Here is a 15223-nt window from a genome sequence, read left to right as displayed (position 1 = left end):
GGTCGGGCGCCGGTCGACAGGCCGCTCGGACCGCTCGCGCCGCTCGGACCGCTCGGCGGGCCCGGCGGTCGCCCGTCCGCCCCGAGGCCGGCCGGCCGGGGAGCCGTGGGAGAACGTCGGCGGGACAGCAGGGAGGGGGGTCGCGGGACGCCGGGAGGACGGTCGCGGGACAGCAGGGAGGGCGGTCGCGGGACGCCGGGAGAAACGATTACTCGGCCAGCTCCTCCAGCAGCCGGGCCGTCGGCAGGCCCGCCAGCAGGTACTCGACGAACAGCTCGTTGTGCAGGGCCCAGGGAGAGCGCCGCGACCGTATCAGCCCGATCGCCTCGTCGGGCGAGTGGCCCCGGCCCACCAGCGCGTGGGCGACGACCAGGCCCGAGCGGTTGTATCCGTGCCAGCAGCGGACCAGCACCGAACGGCCCTCGTCCAGCGCCTCACCGGCCGCCTGCGCCAGCCGCATCACCCCGGCGAGCTGGGTGCCGTCCAGCGGCCCGTCGGGTATGGGCCAGACATGATGCGCAACACCCCGGTCGGGCCCGTGTCCGGGCAGCCGCAACAAGGTCTGGACGAGATCGAACTCGCCCCTCACCACCACGAACTCCCGCTGTCCGCTCCGGCCGCGGAACTCGTGCCCGCCCATCCACAGGCCGGGCACGATCTCGCTCCACGGACTGTCCGGAGCCGGTACGTCGGGTTGCTTCCTGCGGTTCCGCAACGGCGCCTCCCCAACCGCGTCCCTGGGGCATGCCCAACTCCTCCCCAAGGTAATCGCCTGCTTGCCCCCGCGGCATCCAGCCTGTTCCCATGGTCATGGGGTGATGGTGCATGAACGGACTGCGCGTCGTACCGACCTGGTGCCACGGCCGGGAGCGGCTGTACGTCTGCCTGAGGGACGGCAGGAACATCGCCTGGTACGACAGGGAGGCCGGCCGGGTCAACATCCTGGGCGACGACCGCCGGGCGGACGTCCTGGAGGTGCTCGAACCCTTCCTGACCGGCTCCGTCACGGTGGGCCCGCCCCCCGTCCCCACCCCCGCCGAACTGGCCCGCCTCACCCTCCACCCCGACGACGACCTCGCCCCCAACCGCCCCGGAGAGGCCCTGCTGATCGACCTGGAACGCGGCCCCGGCCCCGCCCGCCTGCTGCGGCCCGACCCGCGCCGCCGCGCCCTGGAGGCCGAGCAGACGGTCGGCGAGCTGCTGGACCGGCTGGACGGCGCCGGCTGGCACACCCTGCACTCCGTCCCGCTGCCCGGCGGCGACCGCGTCCACCACCTGGCGATCGGCCCCGCCGGACTGTTCGCCGTGCACACCGTGCACGCCCGCAGGCAGCGGGTCCGCGTCGCCGACCCGCTGGTCGCCGTCGGCCGCCGCGACCCCCGGCCCCTGCTGCGCCGGGTCCGCGCCGACGCCGACCGCGCCTCCCACGCGCTGACCGCCGAGGTCCGCCCGGTGCTGGCCCTGGTCGGCCCGGCCGACGTGCGCGTGGACACCGCCCCGCGCGAGGTGCGGGTGCTGCGGGACACGGAACTGGCGGGCCTGGCGCGGCTGGGCGGCGTACTGAAACCGGCGGACGTGGAGGCGCTGCACGCGATGGCGCGGGACCGGGGGACGTGGGCCTCCGGCGGCTGAGCCGTGTCGTGCGCGCGAGCCTCGTGAAGAGGCGCGGGCCGACGCCGGCCGGGAAGCCGTCCGGCGCCCCGCACGCCTCCACCACCTCCCGGGAGACGGCCGCCGTCGCGCTTCCCCCTCCGCGACGGGCGCCGTACGGCAAAAATTGCGAGGATGGTCCTCATAAGTCCCGTACATCTCATGCATGGCTTCGGCCGGCGAAGCCGGGAGGGTGCTGCACGTGCGATCCCTATGGAACGGCGCCATCTCGTTCGGCCTCGTCAGCATCCCGGTCAAACTGGTGAACGCCACCGAGAGCCACTCGATCCCCTTCCGCCAGGTCCACGTCGAGGACGGCGGGCGCATCCGCCACCGCAAGGTCTGCGAGCTGGAGGACCGTGAGGTGAGCCAGGCGGAGATCGGCAAGGGCTACGAGGCGGCCGACGGCACGATCATCCCGATCACCGAGGACGACCTGTCCCGCCTGCCGCTCCCCACGGCGAAGACGATCAGGATCGTGGCCTTCGTGCCGGCCGACCGGATCGACCCGCTCCAGATGGACGCCGCGTACTACCTCCAGGCGGGCGGCGTCCTCGCGGCCCAGCCGTACACGCTGCTGCGGGAGGCGCTGAAGCGCAGCAACAAGGTCGCCGTCACCAAGTACGCGCTGCGCGGCCGCGAACGCCTCGGCATGCTCCGTGTGGTCGGCGACGCGATCGCCATGCACGCCCTGCTGTGGCCCGACGAGGTCCTCGCCCCCGAGGGCATGGCCCCCGCCGCCGACGTCACGGTCCGCCTCCGGGAGCTCGACCTCGCGGACGCCCTGATGGACGCCCTCGGCGAGGTCGACCTGGAGGACCTCCATGACGAGTACCGCGCGGCCGTCGAGGAGGTCGTCGCCGCGAAGGTGGCGGGCGAGGCACCTCCCGAGGCTCCCGGCACCGCCCCCGGCGGCAGGGTCCTGGACCTGATCACGGCCCTGGAGAACAGCGTCCGCGCCGCGAGGGAGGCGCGCGGCGGACCGGCGGGGCGCGAGGAGGCCGGGGCAGGACGCAAGCCGGCCCGCACGGCCCCGAAACAGACCGGCGGCAAGAAGTCCACGTCGACGGCGAAGAAGACGGCGGCGTCCACGAAGTCCAGCCAGCCGGCGAGGAAGACGGCGTCGACGGGCAAGAGGACGGCGACGACGGCGAACAGCGCGACGAAGAAGACGACAACGAAGAAGACGACGGCCCGGAAACGGTCGGCGTGAGGACCCGTGTGTGGGCCGAGGCTCAAGGGCTCCACGCGGCCGCAAAGGGGTCGTCCCGAGGCCCGGCGTGAGGAGAGCGACCCTCGGCCGCCCTCTTCAGCGCTCGTACCGCCCGGTCTCAGGCGGCCTCCTCCAGCTTCCGCCGGGTCTGCGCGCCGCCGTCACCGTTCCCGCCCTTCCGGTCCGCCCCGCGGTTGAGGGCGACGAGCACGGTGCCCGCCCCCAGCCCCGCAGCGGGCCACACCGGGAACCTCCCCCCGTACGCGAAGCCGTGCCCCGCGAAGTACGTCAACGCCCAGACACTCAGGCCGAGTCCGGCCCACAGCCGCCAGGCCCACCGCGCCCCCGGGTCCGGCCGCAGTCGCACGTTCAGGGAGGCGAGTCCCCGCTCCAGCGGTCGTAGTCCCCACACGACACCGGCGAGGACGGCCCCCAGTACGACCAGCCATGGCACCCGCAGGATCCACCAGCCGACGGAGCCGTAGCCGGGCTGCGGAGCGAGCCCGGTCAGATAGAAGGCGGCGGCGACGAGCACCGGCAGCATGTGCCACAGGTAGAGAGTCATGCTGCCGCTCCCCACCGCCCGCACGGCGGCCCACACTCCGGCTCCCCGCAACAGCCGCCGCACGCCGGGGGCGGCCAGCAGAGCCACCCCCACTTGGGCGACGGCCCACGCGAGCATGGCCGGGGAGGGCGGATCGGTATTGCTGAGGTCCTGCCCCGTCACCATGATCAGACTGACGGGAAACGGTCCCGGTCCCACAAGCCCCGCGAACGCGACCCCACCCCCCACGGCCATGCCGACCGGCACGACCCGGCCCCGGCCCGACAGCCCGTCCCGCCAGCAGAACCCGAGCTGGTAGGTGACCCCCCACACCAGCAGGGAGGTGACCGGGCCGACAGCCCCGACGAACGACGAGTCGCTCAACACGCCCAGCATGCCGACACCACCTCCGACCAGACCCATCCCCAGGGGGACGCGGAGGCCCCACCGCTGATGAAGGCCGTACAGCACGGGAGTCAGCGCGCTGAGCAGCAGATAGACGGGCAGGAACCACAACTGCATGGCCATCGCCCACCCCACCATCGCGAGGGTGGCCCGATCGACAGTGAGTGCGCCGCACACCCCGAGGGCCGACAGCACCAGCCCGCAGTACGCCGCCGTGGGCAGCAACAGCCGCAACGCCCGCTGCCCCACCCACCCGCCGATGGTCCCACCGGCCTCCCGTGCCCGCGCCCAGGACCCGCCGGCCGCGTACCCGCCCGCCAGGAAGAACAGCGGCATGATCTGGAATCCGAGGGTCAGCCACTGTGTCCACGGCACGGTCGCCAACAACTCCGGCGCGGTGATCCTCCCATCGGCATGCCGCTCCAGTCCGGTGACCAGCCAGTGCCCGAGCACCACCAGCACGATCGACCACGCCCGCAGAAAATCGACGTACCGATCTCGCCCCATGCCCCGCATGCTTCCCGCCCCTCGCTCCCCGGACGCCGAAAACACCGTGTCGCGACCAACCCGTGGCTGCCGCGTCACCTACCGGTCCACCTCAGGGTGGAGTTTTGCGGCTTCTCGTCACGGAACGTGGCCGTTACGTCCTAATCTGCAACCGGCCAGGGGGTTTTGAAGGGAAGGGCAAGCCGCAGATGACTGTTTCCGAGCAGGTGGTGAGTGCGGAGGCCGAGGAGGCTTACGACGAGGTCGAGCAGCTCAACGACCTGAACAGGGCGGTCGGCAAGCAGGTCAGACTGCTCAGGGAACGGTCCGGCCTCACGCAGAAGGAGATCGGCGACCGGCTGGGCTACGGTCCGGACCTGATCTCCTCGCTGGAGAGGGGCGTACGAACGCCGCAGCGCGAGTTCCTGGAGGCGGCGGACGAACTCCTCGACGCCGGTGGGCTGCTGAAGACGCTGACCGAGGACGTGGAGCGGGCCAAGGCGAAGGCGCGCGTTCGGCATCCGGCGTGGTTCAAGGACTATGCGCGGTTGGAGAAGAGCGCGGTCGAACTCAACTTCTACAACAACCATGATGTGCCGGGCCTGTTGCAGACAGAACGGCGAATCCGTGCGCTGTACGTGATGCGCAAACCGGTCTTGGATCCGGACACCGTCGATCAGCGCGTGGCATCCCGGGTGGCTCGGCAGGACATCCTGACCCGCTGGCCCCTTCCCATGGTGACGGCTGTGATCGAAGAAGTGGTGCTGCGGCGGCCTCTCGGGGGCCGAGAGGTCCATCGTGAGCAACTGGAGCATCTGCTCAGGCTCGGTCGGCTGCCCAACGTCGAGCTTCAGGTGATGCCTTCGGAGCGAAGTGAACACGCAGGGATGGGCGGTCCGTTCGTGTTGCTGACTCCCAAGGGGAAGTCGCAGGTCGGTTACACCGAGGCGCAGAGCAGCAGCAGCCTCGTCGTGGAACACGAGGAGGTCAGGGTGCTTGCTGCACGGTACGGGAGCATCAGGGCACAGGCACTTACGATGCAGGAGTCCCTTGCCCTGATCGAGAGCTTGCTGGGAGAACGATGACGGTCGAGCACGCCCCCCGCGCCTGGTTCAAGAGCAGCTACAGCGGCAATGAAGGCGGCGAATGTCTGGAAGCCGCCACGGCGCCCGACGCCATCCACGTCCGTGATTCCAAGGCCCCCGCGCGCGCCCAACTCACCTTCTCCGCTACGGAGTGGACGGCCTTCCTGGCATTCGTGGCCCGCGGCTGACGACGGCTCGAACCCGGCGGTGCGCTTCGCCGAATCGAGGCCGCCGCCGGGCCGGTGAGGTCGTGCGAGGCGACCCGGCGAACCGTGTGGACACGACTGCCGGGACGGCCCGCTCCGAACGACGACTCTGATACTCCGCGAGCGTGGTCGGATCTCTTGACGCATAAATTGTTACCGGTAACATCAGTCGTCGTCAGAGATCACCGCACCGCACTCCCACGTCCTCGTCGTGGGCCCGTCCGTCCTCGGGAGTCCGCGTGACAGAGCAGCCCACGGCACAGCGCGCGAAGGCGCCGCCGAGCGGACCGCACGGCGAGGGTGGTGCCGTCTTCAGCAGGTCCGCCACCGCCGCCTCCTGCGTCGGCTTCGTCCTGATCGGCGTTCTCCAGGCGCTCTACGGCCCCGCGATCCCGGCCCTCCGCGAGGAATTCGGGCTGTCGCCCTCAACCGCCGGACTGGCGCTCAGCGCGCACTTCGTCGGCGGCGTGGCGGGTGTCCTCCTCTTCGACCGGTGCTACGGCCGGATCGGCAACAGGCGGATCCTCGCCGCCTCCTACCTCCTCATGGCCGCCGGCGCCGCGGGTTTCGCGTTCGCGCCGAACTGGCCGACGGTCCTCGCCGCCGCCCTCCTGGCAGGACTCGGTTTCGGCGGTGTCGACTACGGGCTGAACCAGCTCTTCGCCGTGGGCTTCGGCCACCGCTCCGCCGCGATGCTGAACGTCCTCAACGCCCACTTCGGCATCGGCGCGATCCTCGGCCCGGCCCTGATCGGCGCGGCCGGCGCCGAGCACTATCCCGCGGTCTTCCTGGCCTTCGCCCTCGCCAACCTGCCCCTCCTCCTGTGCCTGAAGGGCGTACGCGACAAGGCGCCACAGTCCACCGGCGCCACCGCCACCTCGGCCGGTCCGACGCCCCGCACCCGCAGCCTGGTCTCCGTCCTGACCGTCTTCGTCGCCCTCTACGTCCTGCACGTCGGCATCGAGGCGGGCGTCGGCGGCTGGGAGCCCACCCACCTGGAGACCGTCGGCTACGGCGCGGGCGTCGCCGCGACCGCCACCTCCGTCTACTGGCTGATGATGACGATCGGCCGCTTCCTGGTCGCGCCCCTCGCCCTGCGCTTCCCGGCCCCCGCCATCATCGCCGTCTCCTGCGCCGGCATGACGGCCTGCCTGCTGCTGGCCGCCGTACCGGCCCTGGCGCCGTACGCCTACGCGGGCGTGGGCCTCTTCATCGCGCCGATCTTCCCCACCGGACTGCCCTGGCTGCACCGGGCCGCCCCCGGCGCCGGTCGGGCGGGCGCGCTGGTCATCGCCGCCTCGATGATCGGCGGAGTGGCCGCCGGACCGTCCCTCGGCAAGGTCATCGAGTGGTCCGGCATCAGGGCCGTACCCCTCCTCCTGGCCGCGGTCTCCGCGGTCTGCCTGGCAGCCACCCTCTGGCTGGTCCGGGCGACCCGCACGGCCGGCCCCGGCCCCGGTCACTGACGACCCCGGGCGCCCACGTGGCACCCACGGCCATCCGCGGCCGATCCACCTCCTCCCCCCTGCACACACCACCCCGGCCCTCAGTCCCCAGCCCTCCGCCTCCCCCAGCCCTCGAAGGGACCGCACATGTCCGCCCTGACCACCACCCCCGACGGCTTCCTCCTCGACGGCGCCCCCCTGAGGATCATCTCCGGCGCCCTCCACTACTTCCGGATCCACCCGGACCACTGGACCGACCGCCTCCGCAAGGCCCGCCTGATGGGGCTGAACACGGTGGAGACGTACATCCCCTGGAACCTCCACCAGCCCGAGCCCGGCACCCTCGTCCTCGACGGCCTCCTCGACCTGCCCCGCTTCCTGCGCCTCGCCGCCACCGAGGGCCTGCACGTCCTGCTCCGCCCCGGCCCGTACATCTGCGCCGAGTGGGACGGCGGCGGCCTGCCCCACTGGCTCACCGCCGACCCCGACATCCGCCTGCGCAGCAGCGACCCCCGCTTCACGGACGCCGTCGACCGCTACCTCGACCTCCTCCTCCCCCCGCTCCTCCCGCACATGGCCGCGTCCGGCGGCCCGGTCATCGCCGTACAGGTGGAGAACGAGTACGGCGCCTACGGCGACGACACGGACTACCTCAAGCACCTGGAGGCCGCCCTGCGCACCCGTGGTGTGGAGGAACTCCTCTTCACCTGCGACCAGGCCGACCCCGAGCACCTCGCCAAGGGCAGCCTCCCCGGCGTCCTCGCGACCGGTACCTTCGGCAGCCGGATCGACCGCTCCCTGGAGCGCCTGCGCGAGCACCAGCCCGAAGGCCCCCTGATGTGCTCGGAGTTCTGGATCGGCTGGTTCGACCACTGGGGCGGCCCGCACCACGGCCGGGACGCGGCCGACGCCGCCGCCGACCTTGACCGCCTGCTCTCCGCGGGCGCCTCGGTCAACATCTACATGTTCCACGGCGGCACCAACTTCGGCTTCACCAACGGCGCCAACCACCACCACACCTACGCCCCCACCGTCACCTCCTACGACTACGACGCCCCCCTCACCGAGCACGGCGACCCCGGCCCGAAGTACCACGCCTTCCGCGAGGTCATCGCCCGCCACGCGCCGGTCCCGGACGAGCCGGTCCCCGCGCCGGCCCGCAAACTGCCGCCGACCACGGTGGAGTTGACCCACCGCAGGCCCCTCCTCGCGTCGGTCCCCGCGAAGGTCGTTCCCGCACCCGTGGACCCCCTCTCCGCCGACGCCCTCGGCCGGCGCGCCGGCTACGTGCTGTACCGCACGACGCTCCCCACGGAGGGACCCGGCCTCCTCCACTTCACCGGCGGAGTGGGCGACCGCGCCCAGCTCTTCGTGGACGGCGCCCCCGTCGGCGTACTCGAACGCGAGCGCCAGGAGGAGACCCTGCCGGTCCGGGTCCCACGTGCCGGCGCCGAACTCCACGTCCTGGTCGAGAACATGGGGCGGGTCAACTACGGCCCCCGCATCGGCACCCCCAAGGGTCTGCTGGGACCGGTCACCTTCGACGGCACACCCCTGCACGGCTGGGACTGCCACCCCCTGCCCCTGGACGTCCCGCCGCCGCTGCCCTTCGCGCCGGCCACCTCCCTCCTGTCGGCGGAACCGGCCTTCCACCACGGCACCTTCGAGGTGGGGTCCCCCGCGGACACGTTCCTCTCCCTGCCCGGCTGGACCAAGGGCCAGGCGTGGATCAACGGCTTCCACCTGGGCCGTTACTGGAACAGGGGACCCCAGCGCACGCTGTACGTCCCGGCCCCCGTCCTGCGCCCCGGCACCAACGACCTGGTCCTCCTGGAACTCCAGGCCACCACCGCCACCCGTGCCCACCTCACGGACACACCGGACCTCGGCCCGGCGGCGCACTGACCCTCCCCGGCGCCGCCGCCCCGCTCCCGCCACCTGACCACGGTCCCCGGCAACGACCGGCCTATCCTGTGGACCGGCGGGAGCGGGCCCCGACGGCCGCGCCGCCACCCCCACCGCGGCCACCCCCTTACCCGCACCACCAGAACCGGACCTGGGTCCGGACCGCACCGGACCCGGACCCGCACCGGAACCCGGACGGGGCCCCGGACACGGACCCGCACCGGCCGCATTCGGCGAAGGACAAGAAAAGGGCACCCGATGACCCCGAACGCCGCCGGCGACCCGGCGACCAAGGGAGGCCGCAGCCGCCGCAACTTCGCGGGCGCGCGCCCCGTGATGGCCGACGTGGCACAGCTGGCCGGCGTCTCCAAGCAGACGGTCTCGCGGGTGCTGAACTCCCACCCGGCCGTACGCGCGGAAACCCGCGAGGCGGTCCTCGCGGCGATGCGTACGCTCGGCTACCGCCCGAGCCGCAGTGCCCGCTCGCTGGCCAGCGGCCGGACCCGGATGCTCGGCGTGATCTCGTTCGACGCGGCCCGCTACGGCCCCGCCTCCACCCTGACCGCGATCAACACGGCCGCGCAGGAAGCCGGTTACCTGGTCAGCGCGATCGCCCTGGACACCGCCGACCGCGACACGGTCGTACGGGCGGCGGACCGCCTGTCGGCGGAGGGCGCGGACGGCGTGATCGCGATCGCCCCGCAGCTGCGCGTGGCGAAGGCGCTGGCGGAGGCCCGCCTGGACACCCCGCTGGTGGTCCTGGACAACGACCTCGGCGACGGCACCCCGGTGGTCACCTCGGACGCCCGCACCGGAGCCCGCAAGGCCACCGAACACCTCCTGTCCCTCGGCCACCCCACGGTCTGGCACGTGGCCGGCCCGAGCGGCTGGGCGGCGGCGGACCGCAGGGCGGAAAGCTGGCGGGCCACCCTGGAGACCGCCGGAGCCCCGGTCCCCGCCCCCCTCCGCGGCGACTGGAGCGCCGACTCCGGCCACGACCTCGGCCGCGAGCTGGCGCGGAACCCGGACATCACCGCGGTCTTCGTGTCCAACGACCAGATGGCCCTCGGCGTCCTGCGCGCCCTGCACGAGGCGGGCCGCCGCGTCCCCGACGACGTCAGCGTGGTCGGCTACGACGACATCCCGGAAGCGGCCCACTTCCTGCCCCCGCTGACCACCGTCCGCACGGACTTCACGGACATCGGCACCCGCGCCCTCCACGTCCTCCTCGACCGCATCGACGCCCCGGCGGCGCCCCCGCCGGCCCTGACGGTCACCCCCGTGGACCTGATCATCCGCGACAGCACGTCGGCACCCGCACGGCAACGCTGACCCGGTCCCACCGCCGGGCCATGCCGGACGCGGGCGCGCTCCCCGTGCCGGCCCTCGTCGAGGCCCTCGCACTCGTCCGGCACCCGATGCCGGGTTCTCCCTCTTCGGGAAATACCCGAGGGCGGTATGCCCCAGCCACCGCCGCCAGGGGTGAAGGGGGACCTCTTGACAGGCTTTGGATCGGGAGTAAGGCCTGTCGAATATTCTCCGGCACTCTCTCGACCGCCTCCGGGAAAAGGTGCGCGGGCTCCGCGCGGAAGACGGGTCCCTCCCCTGCGAAACAGCGATACCCCCCTGATCCTGCTGATCCTGCTCGGCCTCGTCCTGCCGGTCCTGACCGCGGTCGTGATCGACCAGGTCCTGCCCTTCGGGATGCGCGACGTCATGCCGGTCCTGGGGATCGGCATCGTCGCGGTCTTCCTCGCCCAGACCGTCGCGACACTGCTGCGCGAATGGCTGCTGGTGTACCTGAGGGCGCGTATCGACGTCGGCATGATGCTCGGCTTCGTCGAGCACCTCCTCGCACTGCCCTACAAGTACTTCCAGCAACGGTCCACCGGCGATCTGCTCGCCCGGGCGGCCAGCAACGCCATGCTGCGGGAACTGCTGAGCAACCAGCTGCTGTCCGCCGTCATGGACAGCGGGCTGGTGATGTTCCACCTGCTCCTCCTCTTCTGGCAGTCCCCGCCGTTCGGCGCGCTCACGCCGGGCGTCGGCCTGCTGGGAGCGACGGTCCTCATGTTCAGCAACGGCACCATCGGCCGGTTGTCGGGGCGTGAGCTGGCCGCCTTCGGAAAGTCCCAGGGGTACCTGGGCGAAGCGATCGTCGGCATCGGGACGCTGAAAGCGGCCGGCGCCGAAGCACAGGGGTTCGACCGCTGGTCGAACCTGTTCTTCGACCACCTCAACATCTCGCTGCGCCACAACTACGTCTCCGGCACCGTGGCCTCGACACTCGGGTCCCTGCCCTTCTTCGGGCAGCTCGCGTTGTTGTGGGTGGGCGCCACCCAGGTACTCGACGGATCCATCAGCGTGGGCACGATGGTGGCGCTCCTGTCCCTGGCCGCCGCCTTCTTCGCGCCGCTCACGTCGCTCGTGGACAGCGCCCAGCAGTTCCAACTCGTCAGTGCCAACCTCGACCGCATACGGGACGTGACCGAGGCGGAGCCGGAGCAGTCGCCGTCGGCGCACCGGCCGGCCCCACGACTGTCGGGGCACCTGCGGATGGACGGGGTCGGTTTCCGCTATTCGCAGGCGGGTCCCCAGGTGCTGCACGACATCAACCTGACCGCACGGCCCGGAGAGAGAATCGCGATCGTCGGGCACTCCGGTTCGGGCAAGAGCACACTCGGCGAACTGCTGCTCGGACTCCACGTCCCCACCCAGGGAGACATCCTCTACGACGGCGTCTCGCTGCGGGACGTCAAGTGGCAGGAGCTGAGACGCCAGTTCGGTGTCGTGCTGCAGGACAGCGCCCTGTTCAGCGGCACGATCCTGTCCAACATCACGCTCAGCAACCCGTCGATCAAGCGCGAGCGGGTCGTCGCGGCGGCCGAGCTGGCCGCGATACACGACGACATCATGGCCATGCCGATGCAGTACGACACCTTCGTCTCCGGGGGCGGGAGCGCCCTGTCCGGAGGGCAGCGGCAGCGGCTGGCCATCGCGCGGGCGATCGCGCACAGACCGGCGATCATCATGCTCGACGAGGCCACCAGTCATCTGGACGTCGAGACCGAGCGGAGAGTCGCGGAGAACCTGCGCACCCTGGGCTGCACCCAGGTCATCGTCGCGCACCGCCTGAGCACGATCCGCGATGCCGACACCATCCTGGTGCTCGACCGGGGAACCATCGTGGAGCGGGGCGGCCATCACGACCTGCTGCGCCGCGCCGGCCCCTACGCGAGACTCGTACACCAGCAACTCCAGACGGGCGAGGAGGCAGGACCCCGCCCCGGTGTCCCCTGACGGCGAGGGCCGACGGTCCCCCTCCTCCACGGCCCGAGGTGTCGTCCACGGCCCGAGGTGTCGTCGCACCCCCGAAGCCGAGCGGACCAGAGGACCGAACCGCCGCCGGACCATGATCCCGACGCACCTCCGGCACGCGCGCCTGCGGGGCTGTTGATGCTGCTGGGGCGGCGTGCGGCTTCAGTGACTGTTGTGGCGACAGAGGCGATCGATCACCCGTGGGCACGGAGAGCGCGAAGGCAGGCCCGTGACTAAGAGGGGTGAGCGGTGCTAGAAAGACCGGATGGAAGACCGTTTCGCCCGATTTGGTCACATGTCGCGGCTATGGTCACTGGCGCGGAAGAACACGCGAAGCGTCGCGGGCCAGATGTTCCTCATGCAGGTGACACTGGTGGTGCTGCTCGTGGCATTCGCCGTCCTCGCCCTCGTCCTGCAGTCACAGCGGCACACCGACGCCGAGGCCAGACGGAGATCCATAGCCGTCGCGCAGGCCTTCGCGCATTCCCCGGGGGTGCTGTCCGCACTGCGGGCCCCCGATCCCTCGGAAGTCCTGCAGCCGCTGACCGAGGCCGGACGCAAGTCCGCGGGCGTCGACTTCATCGTGGTCATGGACACGGAAGGGATCCGCTACACCCATCCCCTGCCGGACCGGATCGGGCAGCGGTTCGTGGGGGAGATCGAGCCGTCGCTGGCGGGAAAGGTCTATACCGAAAGCGTGGACGGCCCCCTCGGCGAGGAAGTCCAGGCGACCGTGCCCGTCCGGAACGCCCCGGGCCAAGTGGTGGCCCTCGTCTCCGCCGGGCTGAAGGTCAAGAACGTGACCGGTCTGGTCGAGCGGCAGATACCGATCATCCTGACCGCCGGGGCGGGCGCGCTCGGAGCGGCCACCGCCGCCACGGTGCTGGTGAGCAGGCGGCTGCGACGGCAGACCCACAGCCTGGCCCCGAACGAGATGTCCCGCATGTACGAGCACCACGACGCGGTGCTGCACTCCGTGCGCGAAGGGGTGCTCATCGTCAATGACGAGGGGCGCCTGCTGCTGGCGAACGACGAGGCCAGGCGGCTCCTGGAACTGCCCCCGGAGGCGGAGGGGCAGCACGTGTCCGCGATGCCGGCCCTCGAACCGGAAATGATGTCGTTGCTCAGTTCCGGCCGCGAGGCCAATGACGAGGTGCACCTGGCCGGACCGCGACTGCTGGTGGTCAACCAGAGGCTCACGGACTGCGGCGGAGGCCCCAAGGGCACCGTTGTGACGCTGCGCGACTCCACGGAACTGCGGGCCGTGTCAGGCAGGGCCGAAATAGCGGGTGAGCGGCTGAAGCTGCTCTACGACGCCGGACTGGGCATCGGCACCACCCTGGACGTCGTCCGAACGGCCGACGAACTCGCCCGGATCGCCGTCCCCCGCTTCGCCGACTTCGTCACCGTGGACCTGGCCGACGCCGTACTGCACGGCGAGGAACCGGCGACCACGGCAAAGGGAATGAGACGCGTCGCCGTATGCGGCATCCGCGACGACCATCCGCTCTACGAGAAGGGCCGACTGATCGACTTCCTGCCCTCCACGCCCCAGGCACGCGGCTACGGCACCGGCCGCTCGGAACTGGTGGCCGACCTGTCCACCGCGACGGACTGGCATCTGCAGGACCCGGAACGCACCGAACGGATAGTGGACTACGGCATCCATTCGCTCATAGCGGCTCCGATCCAGGCCCGCGGTGTCGTACTGGGCACGGTCAACTTCTGGCGCTCCGAGGAGCACGACCCCTTCGACCGGGAGGAACTCTCACTGGCGGAGGAACTGGTGGCTCGTGCAGCGGTCAGCATCGACAACGCCCGCCGGTACACGCGCGAGCACGCCCTGGCGGTCACCCTCCAGCGCAGCCTGCTGCCGCGAGGCCTGCCCGAGCAGAGCGCCCTCGACGTCGCCCACCGGTACCTCCCGGCCCAGTCGGGGGTGAGCGGGGACTGGTTCGATGTGATCCCCCTGCCGGGCAGCCGCGTGGCGCTGGTCGTCGGTGACGTGGTCGGCCACGGCCTGCACGCCGCCGCGACCATGGGGCGGCTGCGGACCGCGGTGCACAACTTCTCCACGCTCGACCTGCCGCCCGACGAACTGCTGAGTCATCTGGACGACCTGGTCGGGCGCATCGACCAGGACGAGGCGTGCACGGACAGCCCCGCCGCCGTCGTGGGCGCCACCTGCCTGTACGCGATCTACGACCCCACGACGCGCCGCTGCACCATGGCACGCGCGGGACACCTGGCTCCCGCGCTGGTCCGCCCTGACGGAGACGTCACCTTCGTCGACCTGCCGCCGGGTCCGCCACTGGGTCTCGGCGGCATGCCCTTCCAGGCCGCCGAGCTGGACATCGCCGAAGGCTCCCAGCTCGTCCTCTACACCGACGGCCTCATCGAGGACCGGACCCGCGACCTCGACGAGGGAATGGAACTCCTGCGCAAAGCCCTGGCGGGCCAACCCGAGCGGGCGCCGGAGGAGAGCTGCCGGGCCGTGCTGGGATCGCTGCTGCCCGAACGCCCCAAGGACGACGTGGCCCTGCTCATCGCCCGCACCCATGCGCTGCCGCCGGAACGGATCGCCGAGTGGGACGTACCGCCCGACCCGGCCGCCGTCGCCGGGGTACGCGCCGCGGCGACCGACAAGCTCGACGAGTGGGGGCTGTCCGAACTGGGCTTCAGCACGGAACTGGTGCTGAGCGAGCTCGTCACCAACGCCGTCCGCTACGGCTGCGAGCCGATCCGCATGAGACTGATCCACGACCGCACGCTGATCTGCGAGGTGGCCGACGGCAGCAGCACCTCGCCCCACCTGCGGTATGCCGCGACGACCGACGAAGGCGGCCGGGGCCTGTTCCTGGTGTCGCAGCTGACCGAGCGCTGGGGGACCCGGTACAACCCCCAGGGCAAGGTCATCTGGGCCGAACAGGCGCTGCCGGAACGCTGAGACGCCATGCGCCTCAACC

General features: G+C 71.6%; 11 protein-coding genes. 9 read left to right on the top strand and 2 right to left on the bottom strand.

All coding sequences use genetic code 11. The features are described from left to right. Positions 1-208: 208 nt before the first annotated feature. Complete coding sequence (locus ACGFQC_RS05580) at positions 209-715, bottom strand: protein phosphatase (RefSeq protein ID WP_363090973.1); 507 nt, start codon at positions 713-715, stop codon at positions 209-211. A 110-nt stretch (positions 716-825) separates the two neighbouring features. On the opposite strand from ACGFQC_RS05580, the gene ACGFQC_RS05575 reads away from it, so the two are divergent. Both ACGFQC_RS05575 and ACGFQC_RS05570 read left to right on the top strand, forming a co-directional pair. Then, positions 826-1632: a nuclease-related domain-containing protein gene (locus ACGFQC_RS05575; protein WP_363090972.1), complete on the top strand. Its 807-nt coding sequence runs from the start codon at positions 826-828 to the stop codon at positions 1630-1632. 211 nt (positions 1633-1843) lie between these two features. Further along, positions 1844-2863 (top strand): Ku protein, encoded by a 1020-nt coding sequence (locus ACGFQC_RS05570; protein ID WP_363091050.1) that lies wholly within the window; start codon positions 1844-1846, stop codon positions 2861-2863. A 118-nt stretch (positions 2864-2981) separates the two neighbouring features. On the opposite strand, the gene ACGFQC_RS05565 is transcribed toward ACGFQC_RS05570, so the two are convergent. After that, a complete protein-coding gene (locus ACGFQC_RS05565) occupies positions 2982-4319 on the bottom strand; it encodes an acyltransferase (RefSeq protein WP_363090971.1) in 1338 nt (445 codons plus the stop codon). A 188-nt stretch (positions 4320-4507) separates the two neighbouring features. On the opposite strand from ACGFQC_RS05565, the gene ACGFQC_RS05560 reads away from it, so the two are divergent. The 7 genes from ACGFQC_RS05560 to ACGFQC_RS05530 all read left to right on the top strand — a co-directional run bounded on the left by ACGFQC_RS05560 (position 4508) and on the right by ACGFQC_RS05530 (position 15204). Beyond that, positions 4508-5383, top strand: a complete 876-nt coding sequence (locus tag ACGFQC_RS05560) for a helix-turn-helix transcriptional regulator (RefSeq protein ID WP_363090970.1) — start codon at positions 4508-4510, stop codon at positions 5381-5383. Beyond that, positions 5380-5571 carry a DUF397 domain-containing protein gene (locus tag ACGFQC_RS05555; RefSeq protein ID WP_363090969.1) on the top strand — a complete coding sequence of 64 codons (192 nt, stop codon included), beginning with the start codon at positions 5380-5382 and terminating at the stop codon, positions 5569-5571. Before ACGFQC_RS05560 ends, ACGFQC_RS05555 begins: the two co-directional genes overlap by 4 nt. Positions 5572-5942: 371 nt before the next feature. After that, the gene (locus tag ACGFQC_RS05550; RefSeq protein ID WP_363091049.1) at positions 5943-7055 is read left to right on the top strand and encodes an MFS transporter; all 1113 of its coding nucleotides are present in this window, start codon (positions 5943-5945) and stop codon (positions 7053-7055) included. Between the two features lie 126 nt (positions 7056-7181). Next, the gene (locus tag ACGFQC_RS05545) at positions 7182-8939 is read left to right on the top strand and encodes a glycoside hydrolase family 35 protein (protein WP_363090968.1); all 1758 of its coding nucleotides are present in this window, start codon (positions 7182-7184) and stop codon (positions 8937-8939) included. 258 nt (positions 8940-9197) lie between these two features. Next, on the top strand, positions 9198-10271 hold the full coding sequence (locus ACGFQC_RS05540) for a LacI family DNA-binding transcriptional regulator (RefSeq protein ID WP_363090967.1): 1074 nt from the start codon (positions 9198-9200) through the stop codon (positions 10269-10271). Positions 10272-10397: 126 nt separating this feature from the next. Next, on the top strand, positions 10398-12239 hold the full coding sequence (locus ACGFQC_RS05535; RefSeq protein ID WP_363090966.1) for a peptidase domain-containing ABC transporter: 1842 nt from the start codon (positions 10398-10400) through the stop codon (positions 12237-12239). Positions 12240-12606: 367 nt separating this feature from the next. Continuing rightward, positions 12607-15204, top strand: coding sequence for a SpoIIE family protein phosphatase (locus ACGFQC_RS05530; RefSeq protein WP_363090965.1), 2598 nt, complete (start codon positions 12607-12609; stop codon positions 15202-15204). Positions 15205-15223 lie beyond the last annotated feature (19 nt).

Source organism: Streptomyces sp. NPDC048734, assembly GCF_043198675.1.
In the GTDB taxonomy this organism is placed as follows: Bacteria; Actinomycetota; Actinomycetes; order Streptomycetales; family Streptomycetaceae; genus Streptomyces.
The sequence above is the reverse complement of the archived record's forward strand: the minus strand, read 5'-3'. Positions and strand labels throughout refer to the sequence as shown.

What these genes read in the sequence shown, in the direction of transcription:
- ACGFQC_RS05575 (WP_363090972.1), top strand. Translation starts at nt 826, where the DNA reads ATGAACGGACTGCGCGTCGTACCGACCTGGTGCCACGGCCGGGAGCGG.
- ACGFQC_RS05565 (WP_363090971.1), bottom strand. Translation starts at nt 4,319, where the DNA reads ATGGGGCGAGATCGGTACGTCGATTTTCTGCGGGCGTGGTCGATCGTG.
- ACGFQC_RS05560 (WP_363090970.1), top strand. Translation starts at nt 4,508, where the DNA reads ATGACTGTTTCCGAGCAGGTGGTGAGTGCGGAGGCCGAGGAGGCTTAC.
- ACGFQC_RS05555 (WP_363090969.1), top strand. Translation starts at nt 5,380, where the DNA reads ATGACGGTCGAGCACGCCCCCCGCGCCTGGTTCAAGAGCAGCTACAGC.
- ACGFQC_RS05545 (WP_363090968.1), top strand. Translation starts at nt 7,182, where the DNA reads ATGTCCGCCCTGACCACCACCCCCGACGGCTTCCTCCTCGACGGCGCC.
- ACGFQC_RS05540 (WP_363090967.1), top strand. Translation starts at nt 9,198, where the DNA reads ATGACCCCGAACGCCGCCGGCGACCCGGCGACCAAGGGAGGCCGCAGC.
- ACGFQC_RS05535 (WP_363090966.1), top strand. Translation starts at nt 10,398, where the DNA reads ATGCCCCAGCCACCGCCGCCAGGGGTGAAGGGGGACCTCTTGACAGGC.
- ACGFQC_RS05530 (WP_363090965.1), top strand. Translation starts at nt 12,607, where the DNA reads ATGTTCCTCATGCAGGTGACACTGGTGGTGCTGCTCGTGGCATTCGCC.